The following is a 15,875-nucleotide window of genomic DNA, read 5'->3' as shown; positions in this document are numbered from 1 at the left end:
ATCCCGTAGTACCTGGGTATTGTCGCTCCACCTTCAGGAGGTGGGGCCAGCACCACCCCTACAACCTGAGGGGGATTCTTCTTCGGGACCTGCGGGCGATCCGGACCACGAGGTCTCCCTCCTAGCGTGGAGACATGACCACACCCGTCTGCACCAGCGCTGCGAACCGCGGGGCGCGGACCACCGTCCGCCCGGGGTACCCGTCGTTCGCGTCCTACGTCCGGGACCGGCAGCCGGTGCTCCTGCGCACCGCCCGCTCGCTGACCGCGAACCCGTGCGACGCGGAGGATCTCCTCCAGACCGCCCTGGCGAAAACCTACGTCGCCTGGGACCGCATCGAGGACCACCGGGCGCTCGACGGCTACGTCCGCCGCGCCCTCCTCAACACGCGTACGTCCCAGTGGCGCAAGCGCAAGGTCGACGAGTTCACGTGCGACGAACTGCCCGAGCCGGAGCCCGCGCTCGGCTCCGCCGACCCGGCCGAGCAGCAGGCCCTCCACGACGCGATGTGGCGAGCGATCCTGAAGCTCCCCGCGCGCCAGCGCGCGATGGTGGTCCTCAGGTACTACGAGGACCTCAGCGAGGCCCAGACGGCGGAGGTCCTCGGCGTCTCGATCGGCACGGTGAAGTCGGCGGTGTCGCGGGCCCTGGGCAAACTCCGCGAGGACCCGGAACTGGAGCTGGCCCGCGACTGAGGAGCGGCGCGTCCTTGAGGCGCCGACGCTTCACGGCGTGACCAGCGCGATCCCGGTCGCGAGCACACCCAGCGCCTCCTTCTCCGGCGGATAGACGGCCCTCATCGCGGCAAGCTGCTCCTCCCGGGTGGCCGTGGGATCCACACCGGCCGTTCCCTCCCCGTCGAGCAACGCCCCGAAGCCGGCGTACTCGGTGACCCGGGCGACCGTATGCGGCTCACCGTGGTGTGGCCGGGCGGTGCGTTGCGTGGCTGACGTGTCACCACAACCAACTCACAGAAAAAGTTGCCGAGTTCGCTGGGATTTGCTTCAACTCGGCGATCTCAGTGCTAGCGTGCTCCTCAGCCACAACAAAAAGTGGCCCCACCAGGACTCAGAGTGCTAGCAACACTCTGCTGATGGGGCCTGACGACACCCAAATCTAAGAAAGCTGTCGCCATGCGCCACTCTATCGCGCACGCCTTTTTGGCGTACCTCTGCACCCTGATCGCCCTTCTCCTGCCCGCCTCGGGCAGCCGCCGCAAGTGCTGTGTGAAAGCCCCCGTAGCCCCGGCCCCCGAGCCCGTCATCCCCGAGAGCCCCTGGTCACGCCCCTGGACCTCGCCGTCCAAAGAAGAAGCCGCCGTGATTTTCCGGTGGCAGGCCGAGGCGCGGGCGTGGGCCGAGGCCGCTGAGGTCGAGCTTCAGCGGGAGCGGCGGCGGGCGGCGGCGTACGCGGCTGCGGGGCTGGAGTATCCGTACACCTTCGAGGGCGCCCCGTTCGGGCCGGAAGCGTTTGCCAATGTGATGGTGGAGAGTCCCGGAGGGAGCGCCGAGGGGTGATTCGGTGCCGGGCTCACCTGGGCATTTGACCTCCGCTTTAATGTGAGCCGATCCATCCCGCCCTTCCTAGTGACATACCGAACGGTATGTGCGCAGAATCAGCCCCAACCAGTTCCGTCGCAGGCAATGTCGCCCGGGAGGACGCCGTGCAGAGCACGATGCAGGACGTACCGCTGCTGATTTCGAGGATCCTGACCCACGGGGCCGCGATCCATGGGTCCTCGCAGGTGACGACCTGGACGGGTGAGGCGGAGCCGCGGCGGCGGAGCTACGCGGAAGTGGCGCACAGGGCAGCCCAGTTGGCGCATGCGCTGCGCGATGAACTGGGGGTGAGCGGGGACGAGCGGATAGCCACGCTCATGTGGAACAACGCCGAGCACGTCGAGGCGTACTTCGCCGTCCCCTCCATGGGCGCCGTGCTGCACACCCTCAACCTCCGGCTTCCTCCTGAGCAGTTGGTGTGGGTCGCCAACCACGCTCAGGACAAGGTCGTCATCGCCAACGGGTCGCTGCTGCCGCTGCTCGTTCCGCTGCTGCCGCACCTCAAGACCGTTGAGCACGTGGTGATTTCGGGGCCCGGGGACCGCTCCGGGCTCGCGGACGCGTCCGTACGGGTGCATGACTACGAGGAGTTGATCGCCGGGCGGCAGACCTCGTACGACTGGCCCGAGTTGGACGAGCGCAGTGCCGCGGCGATGTGCTACACGTCCGGAACGACCGGTGATCCCAAGGGAGTTGTCTACAGTCACCGGTCCATCTACCTGCACTCCATGCAGGTCAACATGGCGCAGTCGATGGGGCTCACGGACGAGGACCTCTCGCTGGTCGTCGTGCCCCAGTTCCACGTGAACGCCTGGGGGTTGCCCCACGCGACCTTCATGACCGGCGTCAACATGCTGATGCCCGACCGGTTCCTCCAGCCCGGGCCGCTCGCCGAGATGATCGAGTCCGAGAAGCCGACGCACGCCGCCGCCGTGCCGACGATCTGGCAGGGGCTGCTCGCCGAACTCACCGCACGGCCGCGCGAGGTCTCCAGCCTTCAGCAGGTCACCATCGGGGGGTCCGCGTGCCCGCCCGCCCTCATGACCGCGTTCGACGAACTCGGCATGCGGGTCTGTCACGCGTGGGGCATGACCGAGACGTCCCCGCTCGGGACGATCGCCCGGCCGCCCGCCCATGTCATCGGTACGGACGAGGAGTTCGCGTACCGGGTCACGCAGGGCCGTTTCCCGGCCGGCGTCGAGGCCCGGCTCACCGGGCCCGGGGGTGAGCGGATTCCGTGGGACGGGGTGTCCGCGGGGGAGCTGGAGGTTCGCGGGCCCTGGATCGCCGGGGCCTACTACAACGGGCCCGACGCCGAACTCCTGCGGCCCGAGGAGAAGTTCAGCGCGGACGGGTGGCTCAAGACCGGGGACGTCGGGACCATCTCTCCCGACGGGTTCCTCACGCTCACCGACCGGGCGAAGGACGTCATCAAGTCCGGGGGCGAGTGGATCTCGTCCGTGGATCTGGAGAACGCGCTGATGGCGCACCCCGCTGTCGCCGAGGCCGCGGTGGTCGCCGTCCCCGACGCGAAGTGGGGTGAACGGCCCCTCGCCACCGTCGTGTTGAAGGAGGGGACGGCCGTCGGCTTCGCCGAGCTGCGGGCCTTCCTCGCGGACGAGGGGGGTATCGCCAAGTGGCAGTTGCCCGAGCGGTGGACGGTGATCGAGACGGTGCCGAAGACCAGCGTGGGCAAGTTCGACAAGAAGGTGCTGCGGCGGCAGTACGCGGAGGGAGAGCTGGAGGTCACGGAGATCTGACAGGCGCGCGGGGGCTCTGACGTGGCAAAATCGCAGAATGCTACGACTAACCGACTTCATCATCGACTGTCCGGACGCGATGAAGCTGGCCGCCTTCTACTCCGAGGTGACGGGCGCTCCCGTCAAGGAGAGCAGCACCGAGCACTGGGCCGGGATCCAGTTCGGTGGGATCGAACTGGCCTTTACTCCGGTGGAGGACTACCGCGCCCCGCAGTGGCCCAGCACCGAGCATCCCAAGCAGTTCCATCTCGACTTCGAGGTGGACGACATCGAGGCGGAGGAGCGCCGGGTGCTGGACCTCGGGGCGAGCCTTCAGCGGGACCACACGGATGCCGAGGGCTACGGGTTCCGCGTCTACACGGACCCTGTCGGCCACCCGTTCTGCCTCTGCCGTAACAGGGGCGTGGTCTGGACGGACGAGGGTCCGGTCTGGCCTCAGCGCGGCTAGTGGACCGTGGTTCGGTGCGGGTGGGGGGTGGCTGAGGTGGGGGCGTTGGCGCTCACCCGCGCTGGCGGGGTGCCTCCCCCAAGCTCTTCGAGCAGGGGGGACCCCCAGCCCACCCGTGCCGCCCCTAGCGGCACGACTGCCCGCAGCTACGGCAGGGGGTTCACCGTCATACCGACGCCGCCCCCCGCCCCGGTCGCCGTACCGCCGTAACCCCCCACCCCAACCCCAGCCAAACCCCCGCCACCAAAACCACCCCGCCCCACCCGAACCCCCCGTACGCCACCCCCGCCAGCGCCGAAGCCGTAGCCCCACCCGCGAACCCCGCCACCACGTACGCACTGTTCGCCACACTCGGCGACGACGTCGTCGTCAGGGCCAGCGTCTGGTTCGCCACGTGGGACGCCACCAGCGCCGCGTGGATCAGCACCGCCGCCGCGAAGACCGCCGCAAGCGCGTGCCCGCCCCACCAGAACAGCGGCACCGACAGCGCGGCCAGCGCGTACGCGCCCCGCACCACGTGCCCGGCGCCGAAGCGGTCCACCAGCCCCCCGGCGAGCGGCGCCACCGCGCTGGCCGTCAGGCCGAACAGCCCGAAGAGGCCGGCCGTCGCGGTGGACAGGCCGTAGCCGGAGCCCGTCAGCAGCAGGGCCAGCGACGTCCACAGCGCCGACCAGGCGCCGTACATCCCGGCCTGCCGTACGCACGCGCGCCACAGGTCGGGGGAGCCGCGCAGCAGCGCCGGTATGCCGAGGTGCCCGGCGAAGAGGGGGGACCCGTCGCGCACCCGGGGTTCCCGGGGCAGCAGCGAGGCCGTCACCAGCCCCAGCCCGGCCGTCAGTACGGCCGCCCCCACGAACACCCACCGCCACCCGAACGCCTGCCCCACGATCCCGCCGAGCACCCGCGCCGCGACGATCCCCGTGAACAGCCCGGCGATGACGGCGGCCACATGCCGCGCCCGGCGCTCGGCGGGCGCGCGCTCGGCGACGAACGGCACCAGCAGCTGCGGTACGACGGTCGCCGCCGACGCGAGGAACACGGCGACCGCCAGCACCCCGGCGCCCCCCGACACCGCTCCCCCGGCCAGCGCGAGCGCCGTCACGACCGACAACACCCCCACGATCCGCCGCCGGTTGACCCGGTCCCCGAGCGGCGCGAACACCAACAGCCCCGCGGCGTAACCGAGTTGGGCGACAGACGCGATCCAGGCGATGGAGGAGGCGGTCGTCCCGAAGTCCTTCGCCATGAGCGGCAGCAGCGGCGCGGCGAGGTAGATGTTCGCGGCGGTGACGGCCGTGCAGAGCGCGATGAGCGGCAACAGGAGGGCCTGAGCGGGCGACTTCACCGGCGCGGGAGTGGAGGACACGGAGAGGGACGGTGACCGCATGACGTTCGGCTCCTTCGAACCACAACCAACCAGTTGGTTGGCGACGACAGCTCAACAGTCTGGAAGCACCCCCCATTCCCTGTCAACCAACCAGTTGGTTAAGGGGTGTTACCCACTACCCTGATCCCATGGCAGTCAGAGACCCCGAGGCCACCAAGGCGCGCATCTTCACCGCCGCCGTCGCCGAGTTCGCCCGGTACGGCATCGCGGGCGCCCGCATCGACCGCATCGCGGCCGAGGCGAAGGCCAACAAGCAGCTCATCTACGTCTATTACGGCAACAAGGCGGAGCTGTTCACGCAGGTCCTCAGCCGCAGGATGGTCGACCTCGCCGCCGCCGTCCCCGTCGACCCGGACGACATCGAGGGCTGGCTCGACCGCCTCATGGACTACCACGCGGCCAACCCCGACCTCCTGCGCCTCCTGTACTGGGAGGGCATCGAGTACGGCACGGCCGAACTCCCCGACGAGAAGGCCCGCCGCGAGCACTACGCCCACAAGGTCGACGCGATGCGGGACGGCCAGGAGCGCGGCGTGATCACCGACGCGATCCCCCCGGCCGACCTGCTCTTCCTGATCATCTCCCTGGCCAACTGGATGACGGTCGTCCCCCAGATGAGCCGCATCCTGACGGGCGGCGAGGAGACGGACCGGGACCGCCTGAGGTCGTCGATCAAGGAGGCGGCACGGAGGCTGGTCGCGAAGTGACGTACGTCGTCCGGGTTCCCCAACTCCCCCCGCGCAGAACCTAGTTGGTCCCGATCCTGGCCAGCAGATCCACGATCCGCGACTGCACCTCACCGCTCGTCGAACGCTCCGCGAGGAACAACACCGTTTCTCCCGAGGCGAGTCGAGGCAGATCGGGCTGCTCCACAGCTGCCGTGTAGACGACGAGCGGCGTCCGGGTCAACTGCCCGTTCGCGCGCAGCCAGTCGAGAATCCCCGCCTGCCGACGGTCGACCTGCATGAGGTCCATCACCACCAGGTTCGGCCGGAACTGCCCCGCCAGCATCACCGCGTCCGCGTCGCTCGCCGCACGGGCGACCTGCATCCCCCGCCGCTCCAGCGTCGACGTCAACGCCAGCGCGATCTCGGCGTGTTCCTCGATGAGCAGGACGCGCGGCGGATGCTGCTCGCTGTCGCGCGGCGCGAGCGCCTTCAGCAGGACGGCGGGGTCGGCACCGTACGCCGCCTCCCGCGTCGCCTGCCCCAACCCGGCCGTCACCAGCACCGGAACCTCCGCCGCGACCGCCGCCGTACGCAGCGACTGCAACGCCGTACGGGTGATCGGCCCGGTCAGCGGGTCCACGAACAGCGCCGCCGGGAACGCGGCGATCTGCGCGTCCACCTCCTCGCGGGAGTTGACGATGACCGGCCGGTACCCGCGGTCGCTCAGGGCCTGTTGCGTGATGACGTCCGGCGCGGGCCAGACGAGCAGCCGACGCGGGTTGTCGAGCGGCTCGGGGGGCAGTTCGTCGTCCATCGGCTGCGGCCGGGGCGTGTCGGCGACCTCCACGGCGCCGCCCGGCCCGTCCAACGGCTCAGGCCCTTCAGCGGCGTTGGAGTCGGGCGCCCCTATGGCGTACGACCGCCCGGCCCCCTCGGTCCCGGGCGCGAGCCGCGTCTGCCCCGCGAGCGAGGCGTGCGGCAGCGAGGGCGAGGGCACGGGCTGCTCGGCGGCCGGATGAGGCCGGGCCTCGGGCCCCGGCGGAGTGCCGAGCTTCCGCCGCCGCCCCCCGGCGGTGCCCTGCGCCTGCGCCTGCGGCTGCTGCACCTGAGCCGCCTGCCGAGTGAACGGCACCCCCTGCCCGAGCGTCCGCACACTGATCGCCCGCCCCTGCGTGGAGTTGGGATCCATGGCCTCGGCGGGGAGAGGTTGCGCGGGGGGCGCTTCGGCGGGCAGCGGCATGGGGATGTGGCCGGTGTGCCCGGGCTGCGGGGGGAGGGGGATGTGGCCGGTCTGGCCGGGGGCGGGGTGGGGTTGGGGGGTACCTGCACCGGGCGCGCCCGCGCCGGGAACGGGGGCGCCGGGTACGGGAGTTGCGGGTGCGCCGGCGCCGGGAACAGGGGCTCCGGGTACGGGAGTTCCAGGCGCGCCCGAGTCGGTCACACCCGTGCCGGGTACGCCGGTTCCGGGCGGGGCGGCAGCGGGTACGGGGCTCTGCGCGGCCTGCGCGGGGAGGGACGCCGGGTTCTGGGCGGGGGCCTGTCCGGGGAGCTGGGGCTGGGCCTGTCCGGTGACCTGGACCTGTCCCGGAATCTGCGCCTGCTGTGCCGCGACCTCCGCGCTCATGCCCTGGCCCTCGTCGGCATCCGCGCCCGGAGGCACGGCCACGGCCCGACGCCGGCGCCCCGTCGGCGCGTTCGCCGGGTGCGGCTGGGGCGGGGTGTGGTCATCGGCCTGGTCGTGGGGGACGGCGTCGTGCCGCCCGGCGTGCTCGGCGCCTTCGGGGGCGACCTGGGGCGGAACGGGGACCTGGCCGGGGGCGACGGGCTGGGCTTGCGCGGGGAGTTGGGGCTGACCAGGCGCGATGGGCTGGGCCTGTACGGGGAGTTGGGGCTGACCGGGGGCGACGGGCTGAGCCTGCGCGAGAAGTTGGGGCTGGCCGGGCATGACGGGCTGAGCCTGCATGGGGAGTTGAGGCTGGTCGGGTGTTACGGGCTGGCCCTGCACCGTGAGTTGGGGCTGACCAGGCGCGACGGGCTGGCCCTGCGCCGCAAGTTGAGGCTGGCCCGGCACAACAGGCTGGCCCTGCGCGGGAAGTTGGGGTTGCCCGGGCATGACGGGCTGGCCCTGCGGAGGTACCGGAACACCCTGGGGCGGCACGACCCCCTGCGGCACCTGCGCGGGAACGCCCTGCGGGGGAACGGCCCCCTGAACCGGCACCCCCTGCGCCGCCACAGCACCTTGAGCCGTAACCCCCTGTGCCGGCACCCCCTGCATCGCCACGGCACCTTGAGCGGGAACCCCTTGCGCCGGCACCCCCTGCATCGGCGGGGCCCCCTGAGCCGTACCCCCTTGCACCGGCGCGGCACCTTGAGCCGGGACCCCCTGAGGCGGGACTCCCTGAGGCGGGACCCCCTGCCCCGGAACCCCTTGCGCCGGGACGCCCTGCATCGCCGCAGCCCCCTGCGCCGCACCACTCTGCGCCACAAGCCCCTGCCCCGGCACCCCCTGTCCAGGAACCTCCGGCGCAACAACCCCTTGCGCCGGAACCCCCTGCATCGCCGCAGCCCCCTGCGCCGCACCACCCTGCCCAGGCACCCCCCCAACCCCCCGATCCGCCTCAGCCGGAGGCAGCGCGAACACCGCCCGCGCCCCCCCCTCCTGCGCAACCGCCCTCTCCCCCGCCGCAGCCAACGCCCGCCGCCGACGCCCGGTCGGCTCCCCCTGCGCCTCACCGGCCCCCGAAGGCGTCCCCGAAGGCAACGCCAACGCGTTCTGCTCGTTAGACGCAACCGGCATCCCGCCGGGCGGCACCGGCATCCCCTGCGGAGGAACCGCCGCCCCGAGACCCGCCCCCACCGCAGCCGTCCCCGCCGCATGCTCGGCGGCGGTCACGACCGCGCCCTCGGCGACCTCGTCGCCCGCGGCGGCAGGACGCCCCCGCCGCCGCCCCGACCCCTCGCCGCCCGCCTCGACGGCGACCTCGTCCTCCTCGGCCGCGGGCCGACCCCGACGCCGCCGCCCGGTGGGAGGAACGGCACCCTCACCGTCGTCCCCCTCAAGGAACGCGTCCACGGAACTGCGCCGGGCCCGCCGCTGCCCGGCCTCGTCCACGACCGGCGCCTCCACCGGCGCGACCGCGGCGGGCACGACCCCGGCCCCACCCCCGAGCGGCACCTCAAGGACGTACGCGCTCCCGCTCATCCCCGGCACCTCGACGGTCTGGAGCACCCCGCCGTGCGCGCGCACGATCCCCCGCACGATCGGCTCGTGCACGGGGTCCCCACCGCCGTACGGCCCCCGGACCTCGATCCGTACGACCTCCCCGCGCTGGGCGGCGGCCACCACGACCGTGTTGTCCATGTACCCACCGGCGGAGACGGGCGCGTTGCCGGTCGCGTCGACGCCGGCGACGTCCGCGACGAGGTGCGCGAGCGCCGTCGCGAGGAGACGCGCGTCGACCTCGGCCTCGATCGGCGGCGCGTGGACGGCGAACTGCACGCGACCGGGACCGATCAGCTCGACCGCGCCGTCGACCCCCGCCGCGACGACCGCGTCCAGCATCACCTTCGTACGGCTGACCTGCGCCTCCCCCGTGTCGAGGAGCTGGTAGCCGAGGACGTTGTCGATGAGGGTCGTGATGCGGGAGTACCCGGCGGAGAGGTGGTGCAGGACCTGGTTCGCCTCGGGCCACAGCTGCCCGGCGTCGTCGGCGGCGAGGGTCGCGAGTTCGCGGCGCAGCTCGTCGAGGGGGCCGCGCAGGGAGCGGCCGAGGAGGGTCAGCAACTGGTCGTGCCGGCCCGCGAGAGCCTCGTACCGGTCCTTCTCGCGCTCGCCGAGCGCGGCGTACCGGTCCTCACCCGCCGCGATGTCCTCCGCGTGCTGCTCGGTCAGCTCCTCGATCTCCGCGACGTGCCGCTGGCGCAGCGCGGTCAGGTCGGACGCGTGCTCCTCCGCGAGCCGCTCCAGCTCCTGCGCGTGCTCCGCCTCGACCTTCTCCTTCTCCTTGGCGAGCACGTCGTACGGCCGCCGGTCGGTGAACGTCATCACCGCGCCGACCAGCTGGTCCCCGTCCCGTACCGGCGCCGTCGTCAGGTCCACCGAGACCTTGTCGCCGTTCTTCGCGAACAGCACCTGGCCGCGGACGCGGTGCTTGCGGCCCGAGCGCAGGGTGTCCGCGAGCGGGGACTCGTCGTACGGGAACGGGGAGCCGTCCGGGCGCGAGTGCAGGACGAGGGTGTGCAGCTCCTTGCCGCCGAGGTCGCTCGCGCGGTAGCCCAGTATCTGCGCCGCCGCCGGGTTCACCAGGACGATCCGGCCGTCCGTGTCCGTCCCCACGACGCCTTCCGACGCGGCCCGCAGGATCATCTCCGTCTGCCGCTGCGAGCGGGCCAGCTCCGCTTCCGTGTCGACGGTGCCGGACAGGTCGCGTACGACCAGCATCAGCAGTTCGTCCGGGGAGTAGCCGTATCCGTCGTACGCCTGCTGGCCGTTCTCCAGGTTCGCGCTGGTGACCTCGACCGGGAACTCGACGCCGTCGGTGCGGCGGGCGATCATCCTCGCGGGCTTGGTGCGGCCCCTCGGGTCCATGTGGTCGGGCCTGCGCATCGACCCCGGGATGAGCTTGGAGTCGAACTCCGGCAGCAGATCCAGCAGCCCCCGCCCCACGAGCGCGGTCCCCGGCGTCTCGAACGCCTCCAGCGCGATCGTGTTCGCGTTCACGACCGTCCCGTTCGCGTTGACCAGCACCAACGCGTCCGGCAGGGCGTCCAGTATCGCCGCGAGGCGAGCAGCGCCTCGGGATGGCCTGCTGCTCACGAGACGCTTCCTCCCTGTCACCGCACCTTGCCTACCGCTCGGGCCATCTTGCCAACGGCTCCGCGGGGTGTCACGCGAGGGAGTCTAAGGGCAGGTGCCTTTCCTACGGCGCGGGATGAGAGGCACCTCGCATGGCGGGGGTGCCCTTGCGAACGTTGGTACGAACGGGGTGTGCGGGAGCTTTACGGGGGTGTGTACGGGGGTGAGGTGCTCGGCGTTGTCGTGGGTGAGCGTCGGGACGCCGCCCGCGCACCCCGTCGGCAACCCCTTTGCCCCGGCCCCCGGCCTCCTAGTACGGTGGACACCGATTGGTGACACAGCACTCACCTGTGTCATCATCTGCACGCACCACTCGCACCCACGCGGGCGGTTGTGCTGGAGGCGTCGCCTAGTCCGGTCTATGGCGCCGCACTGCTAATGCGGTTTGGGCCTTAAAGCCCATCGAGGGTTCAAATCCCTCCGCCTCCGCAGCACCCGAAGCCCCGGTCCTCGCGACCGGGGTTTCGTCGTTTCCCCAGCTCACAAGGGGTACGCCTATCGGATTTCACATGACGGCGCCGGTCATGTAATGTTCTTCCTGTCGCCGCGAGCGGCCGGAAGGCCAGGAACGGAAGACACGAGAAACAACAAAACAAGCACTCGTAGCTTAACGGATAGAGCATCTGACTACGGATCAGAAGGTTGCAGGTTCGAATCCTGCCGAGTGCACATGATCGAAGGGCCCCAGAGCAATCCGGGGCCCTTCGCTTTTAGTTCAGGGCTTTGCCGGCCTCCTGAAGGGTGGGCCGGTCACTCGGATCGTGGCTGAGCATGGCGTCGATCAGGTCGCCGAGTTTGCCAGGTGCCTTCACGGGGCGGCGGTTGCCGTTCGCTACGGCTTCTCTCTGTACGGGGCGTGGGGCGTCGTCGGGGTACTCGACGGCTCGTCGGCCGGTGGCGGAGATCAGCAGGGAGGCGCCGAGGGCGTAGACGTCGGCTTCCGGGGTGGGTTCGGCTTGGCCGGTGGTGAGGATGCTGCGGGAGATTTCCGGGGCTTCGTAGTGGACGAGGCAGCCTCGGTAGGGGAAGTCGTACGGCTCGGGGATGTTGCCGCCGTGGGCGAGGGCGAGGTCGATGAGGTGGACGCGGTCGGGGCCGGTGATGAAGTGGGCGGGTTGTACGTCGCCGTGGGCCCAGCCTTTGGCGTGGAGGTCGGCCAGGGCTTCGATGCAGCCCGGTGTGACGCTGATGTGGGGTTCGCCGGGTGAGTCGCGTCGGCGGCGGGGTTCCCACAGCGCGTACAGGTCCGGTCCCGCCCGCCAGGGCTGGATGCTCCACGTTCCGTGTTCCCAGTCGCCGTATGTGACGTCGTCGCGGCCGAGACTCTGGAGTACGGCGCCCTCACGGGCGGGGGCGAGGGCGGTCCAGGGCTGGGCGGGCCAGTCGGGGGTGGCTTCGATGGGGTGGCCGAGTTTCACGGCGTAGTGGCCCCGGGGGCTGTGGACCTCCCAGACCGTGGAGCCCCGGCGGTCGGCGACCATGCGCCAGCTCGTGGGGGTGAGCGCGTCGAGCACGACGGTCGGCAGATCGGGGAGTGGTCCGGGCAACGTGTCTTCTCCTCCCGGGGTTTCCGGACGGGCGCGGGCGACTGTGAAGTGAGGCCGTCCACGCTCGCCGGTGTTGACCGTACGGCCGTCCGCAGTTCACGAGGTTCGTGCCGTCGATGGTCCACAGGTCGTCGATTCAGCCATTGCGGGGAAAGGCTCACAGCCCGCCGAGCCGAAGGACAACAGCCACGTACAGGCTCATGGATACCGTCAGAAACAGAAAAGCGAGAACCGTGTGGACGACGAGCCCTCGTCTCGGGGCGAGACCCAGATGTGCCTTGGCCGCACGGCTCACCCGGGGCCCGGGGACACCTCGCGTGGCGTTCGACTCCGCCTTCTCGATGGCTCGGCGCAGCTTCCTGCGGCCTCTCGCGGTCGTGATGCCCAGGCGCACACCATGGGTGTCACGTACCACCAGGGTGCGGTACGAGTTGCCGTACGAGAAGGCCGTCAGCAGCCGGACGGTGCTGATCCGGTTGAGGTCGACGGACCGTTCGCCGGTCAGGGTATGCGCAGTCAGACGCGACGACGAGTGCCGGAACGGGGCTCGCTCCTCGCACAGTGCGGGAAGGAGTGCGAAGCCGACGATCGCGGACAGCAGGCCGAGCACGATCGTTGTACCTTCGGGGACCATCCCCGTCCTGGCCAGTCCATAGCTGCCGAAGGGCAGCAGAAGCAGCGTCACCACCAGGCCCGATCCCATGCGCGCACGTGCCACGCTGAGGGTCGTGGTTGCTTCCACCGACGCCCCCCTTTCTGCCGGTAGACGCCAGCATGCACGCGCGGCGGCGAATGGGTGAGTACGTGCCCGGGTGGATCGCGGCGGCGAGAACGCTGTTAGCTCCCCCCTCGGAACCGTAAGCACACGCGACTTCTCTCGTCCAACGTCTGCTTCACCGCTCGGGATCTCGGGCGAGTCCACGGAGCTGAGGTTCGTCCCACCGGAAGAGATCGACCGCCTGCCGATGCACCACACCCAACGACTTCGGCTCCACCACTTCCTGGAGCACCGCGAGCGGCCTTGTCTCGGTTGACCTCTGCGTGGGCAAGGCGGCAACGGTGCTGCCGTCGGTCAGCGGGTCGCTTCGTCCATGAGCAGGTACAGGAGTCCGGCGAGTGATCCGCTGCTGGACGTCGATCAGACGCAGGTTCGCCCACTTGTTCGTGTAGATCTGCCGCCTGTCGTGGGTCTTCCGCTCCGGCCAAGAGGCCCCTCCGGGGCTTACCCCGGCGGTGCCCCCTGAAAGCTGTCGCCCGTGATCGGCGAGTGGTCACGCGTGGCCGCTGTACACGCCGCCGCAGTGTGAGGAGGTGCCCCTGACCGCGCAGAGCCGGATGGAGACCGGGGTGCCCTCTCTCAGATCCCTTCTGGTCCAGGGGCTTTTGTAGGGAGCCGCCTGCCCGCGCGTGGTGGCCTTGAGGCCCGCCACCGGGGCGGTCATCGTGGCCTCCATGCCCCATGAGTCCTCAAGGTCGTCGAACACGCGGAACCCGTCGCCGGGGATGCCGCCCGGCAGCGGATTGGCGATCCAGTCCATGACTCCCGCGACTTCGCCGCTCGGGTTGTAGGCGACGATGTGAAAGCTCCCGTCGGTCTCGGAACCGGCCTTCTTGAAGGTCCAGTCGGCCGCCGCCGCGTTGGTCGCCCCGAGGGTGAGACAACTGCCCGCAAAGAGCGCGCTGGCTGCCAGCAGCGTGAGCACTCGGTTCTTCGTCCGCATGAAAAGTCTCCTCCGGAGTGGTGCATGGGCAGATCCCACGGACGGCGATCGTCGCTCACACCGAGAGGCCGATCAATGCCTTTCTGTGAAGAGGAGACGCAGGGCCAACAACTCCGTGGACTCATTGCGTCAGACGCCGAACCGGTGCTGATCAGGCGTACGTCCACCGCCACGCGTTCGAGCTGTACGCGCACGTGATCCGTCTGCCGCTCGCGTTCGTCGTCGTCTCGCCGTGGTCAGACTTGCGGCAGAACTGGCCCGCCGAGTAGCAGTTGCCGGAGTTGGAGACGATCGAGCAGGTGCCGGGGTCGTCCTGGGAGGTGAGGTCGGCGGGCTTGGCGTCGGCGGTCGTCGTTTCGGTGACCGTGACTGTGGGGGCCGGTTCGGGAGTGGCCGTCTCGGTGACCGTGGGGCCCGGCGCCGGGGTCGTCGTCACCGTCGCGGTGACCGCCACCTTCGCCTCGACCGGCTGTTTGTTGTCGTTCGCCGGGGCCGCTATCAGCGCACCGGCGAGGAACAGGCCCGCGCCGCCCAGCCATACGCGCTTGCGTCTGCGGAGGGGGCGCGTGTCCGGCGGGCGGGGTGCGGGTGGCGTGGGTGTGGCGTACTGGCTGGTCATCTTGTCCCCCCTGGGCGGTTCAGGTGGGGTGACCGTAGTGCCCGAGATGAGGGTGCGTGGAGAGTTCGTGAGAGAAGTGATGCTTTTGTGATTGGGGGTCGTTGTCGGTGGCGGGATCTACGCTCGGGTGAATGGGGCAGACGTGGAAGTGCGCGGGGTTGAGGTGGAGCGCGGGTAGTGGGCCCGTGTTGCGGTGGGAAGGGGGTGCCGGGAGTGCGTTGGGGTGGGGGAAGGCGGTTGGGTTCGGGGTGGTTGAGGGGACGCGGGGGTGTCTCGGGGCTCGGGGGAATGCGTGTGCGGGGCGGCGGACCGTGGGGGCGCGGAGTACCGGGGGGCGGTGCGAGGAGTGTGGGCGGCTGGACCGGGTGGGGTCCGTTGCCGCGGACGGGAAGGCCGATGATCCCCGGGCGTACCGGGTGTATCTCGCCTGGTTCGGGGGCGGGTTGCTCAAGGTGGGGATCACGGCTGTCGAGCGGGGGTCGGATCGGCTGCTGGAGCAGGGGGCCGTGTGTTTCACGTGGCTCGGGGAAGGGCCGCTGATGGCCGCGCGGCGGGCCGAGGAGGTGTTGCGGGTCGCGCTGAAAGTGGGGGACCGGGTGTCGTACGGGCAGAAGCGGGCGGTACGAGGTGACGCGGCGCGTTCTGTCGACGCGGGGTTCGATGAACTGGGCGTACTGCACGGGCGCGCGCTCCGACTCCCCGGCTGGCCCGAGACTCTCGTACCCCAACCCTTCCAACCCGTCGACCACACCGAGCCGTTCGGCCTCCGCACCGCGCCTCCCGCGACCGGGGAGGTCACCGAGCTGGTCGCCGGCGGCGCCATCGCCGGGGAGTTGGTGGCGGCGGCCGGTCCCGACCTGCACATCGGTACGTCCGCGCGGGGGATCGTCGTCCTGGATACGAGGCTGATGACCGGCTGGGACCTGACGTCGGCCGGCGTGGGGGCGGGCGAGTTCCCGGTACGCCCGTTCCCGAAGGAGCCGGTGGAGGAGCAGGCGGGGTTGTTCTGAGGTGGGTCGGGATGGGGGCGCCTGGGCGAGGTCGCAGCGAGCACCCCGACCGCACCCCCTGTGCGGAGCCCCCCCGTACCAAGCGCCCCGAACTCTCCATGCGGACGCCCCCCGGCACTCCCCGTACCGAGCGCCCGGCACCTCCCGGACGGAGCGCCCGGCACCCCCCGCACGGATGCCCCCCCGCACCCCCGCACCGAGCACCCCCCATGCCCCCCCGAGCGAGCCACCCCCAACCCCAGTCCACTCCCTCACCCCCTACGCCCCCCGTAAAGCTCCCCCCAACCCCCCACCCCCATCC

The 15,875-nt window shown here is 70.9% G+C and carries 12 protein-coding genes, 2 tRNA genes and 2 pseudogenes; 9 read left to right on the top strand and 7 right to left on the bottom strand.

The features are described 5' to 3' along the window. The first annotated feature begins 134 nt into the window (after nucleotides 1–134). Complete coding sequence (locus ACQCO7_RS20880; RefSeq protein ID WP_464073278.1) at nucleotides 135–695, top strand: SigE family RNA polymerase sigma factor; 561 nt, start codon at nucleotides 135–137, stop codon at nucleotides 693–695. 30 nt (nucleotides 696–725) lie between these two features. Here the strand turns inward: ACQCO7_RS20880 and ACQCO7_RS20875 are convergent. After that, nucleotides 726–902: pseudogene (locus ACQCO7_RS20875) on the bottom strand (ASCH domain-containing protein); the annotation flags it as partial. Nucleotides 903–1,133: 231 nt separating this feature from the next. Between ACQCO7_RS20875 and ACQCO7_RS20870 the strand changes: the two are divergent. The 3 genes from ACQCO7_RS20870 (at nucleotide 1,134) to ACQCO7_RS20860 (ending at nucleotide 3,767) form a co-directional block, all read left to right on the top strand. Continuing rightward, nucleotides 1,134–1,517 (top strand): hypothetical protein, encoded by a 384-nt coding sequence (locus ACQCO7_RS20870; protein ID WP_464073277.1) that lies wholly within the window; start codon nucleotides 1,134–1,136, stop codon nucleotides 1,515–1,517. A 146-nt stretch (nucleotides 1,518–1,663) separates the two neighbouring features. Then, nucleotides 1,664–3,319, top strand: coding sequence for a long-chain fatty acid--CoA ligase (locus tag ACQCO7_RS20865; RefSeq protein ID WP_464073276.1), 1,656 nt, complete (start codon nucleotides 1,664–1,666; stop codon nucleotides 3,317–3,319). A 37-nt stretch (nucleotides 3,320–3,356) separates the two neighbouring features. Next, a complete protein-coding gene (locus ACQCO7_RS20860; protein ID WP_464073275.1) occupies nucleotides 3,357–3,767 on the top strand; it encodes a VOC family protein in 411 nt (136 codons plus the stop codon). A 166-nt stretch (nucleotides 3,768–3,933) separates the two neighbouring features. Here the strand turns inward: ACQCO7_RS20860 and ACQCO7_RS20855 are convergent, their stop codons facing one another. Next, nucleotides 3,934–5,154 carry an MFS transporter gene (locus ACQCO7_RS20855; RefSeq protein WP_464073274.1) on the bottom strand — a complete coding sequence of 407 codons (1,221 nt, stop codon included), beginning with the start codon at nucleotides 5,152–5,154 and terminating at the stop codon, nucleotides 3,934–3,936. A gap of 128 nt (nucleotides 5,155–5,282) precedes the next feature. On the opposite strand from ACQCO7_RS20855, the gene ACQCO7_RS20850 reads away from it, so the two are divergent. Continuing rightward, a complete protein-coding gene (locus ACQCO7_RS20850; protein WP_464073273.1) occupies nucleotides 5,283–5,861 on the top strand; it encodes a TetR/AcrR family transcriptional regulator in 579 nt (192 codons plus the stop codon). A 40-nt stretch (nucleotides 5,862–5,901) separates the two neighbouring features. On the opposite strand, the gene ACQCO7_RS20845 is transcribed toward ACQCO7_RS20850, so the two are convergent. Then, the gene (locus tag ACQCO7_RS20845; RefSeq protein ID WP_464073272.1) at nucleotides 5,902–10,638 is read right to left on the bottom strand and encodes a PAS domain-containing protein; all 4,737 of its coding nucleotides are present in this window, start codon (nucleotides 10,636–10,638) and stop codon (nucleotides 5,902–5,904) included. Between the two features lie 377 nt (nucleotides 10,639–11,015). Here ACQCO7_RS20845 and ACQCO7_RS20840 point away from each other — a divergent pair. Both ACQCO7_RS20840 and ACQCO7_RS20835 read left to right on the top strand, forming a co-directional pair. Then, nucleotides 11,016–11,106 (top strand) — tRNA-Ser (locus tag ACQCO7_RS20840). Nucleotides 11,107–11,273: 167 nt separating this feature from the next. Next, nucleotides 11,274–11,346, top strand: a tRNA-Arg gene (locus ACQCO7_RS20835). A 41-nt stretch (nucleotides 11,347–11,387) separates the two neighbouring features. On the opposite strand, the gene ACQCO7_RS20830 is transcribed toward ACQCO7_RS20835, so the two are convergent. Together ACQCO7_RS20830 and ACQCO7_RS20825 are read right to left on the bottom strand one after the other, a co-directional pair. Continuing rightward, nucleotides 11,388–12,158: a protein kinase domain-containing protein gene (locus ACQCO7_RS20830; RefSeq protein WP_464077256.1), complete on the bottom strand. Its 771-nt coding sequence runs from the start codon at nucleotides 12,156–12,158 to the stop codon at nucleotides 11,388–11,390. Nucleotides 12,159–12,381: 223 nt separating this feature from the next. Beyond that, a complete protein-coding gene (locus ACQCO7_RS20825; protein ID WP_464073271.1) occupies nucleotides 12,382–12,966 on the bottom strand; it encodes a hypothetical protein in 585 nt (194 codons plus the stop codon). 157 nt (nucleotides 12,967–13,123) lie between these two features. Here ACQCO7_RS20825 and ACQCO7_RS20820 point away from each other — a divergent pair. Beyond that, a pseudogene (locus tag ACQCO7_RS20820) lies at nucleotides 13,124–13,258 on the top strand (DNA mismatch repair protein MutT); the annotation flags it as partial. A gap of 237 nt (nucleotides 13,259–13,495) precedes the next feature. Here the strand turns inward: ACQCO7_RS20820 and ACQCO7_RS20815 are convergent. Beyond that, entirely contained in the window at nucleotides 13,496–13,945 is a 450-nt protein-coding gene (locus tag ACQCO7_RS20815; RefSeq protein ID WP_464073270.1) for a hypothetical protein, read from the bottom strand. A gap of 151 nt (nucleotides 13,946–14,096) precedes the next feature. Further along, nucleotides 14,097–14,564, bottom strand: a complete 468-nt coding sequence (locus ACQCO7_RS20810; protein ID WP_464073269.1) for a hypothetical protein — start codon at nucleotides 14,562–14,564, stop codon at nucleotides 14,097–14,099. 131 nt (nucleotides 14,565–14,695) lie between these two features. Between ACQCO7_RS20810 and ACQCO7_RS20805 the strand changes: the two genes are divergently transcribed. After that, on the top strand, nucleotides 14,696–15,574 hold the full coding sequence (locus tag ACQCO7_RS20805) for a DUF2797 domain-containing protein (protein ID WP_464073268.1): 879 nt from the start codon (nucleotides 14,696–14,698) through the stop codon (nucleotides 15,572–15,574). Nucleotides 15,575–15,875 lie beyond the last annotated feature (301 nt).

This window comes from Streptomyces saintjeani (assembly GCF_055409605.1).
Note: the sequence above shows the minus strand (reverse complement) of the source record. Positions and strands in the feature narration are given on the sequence as shown.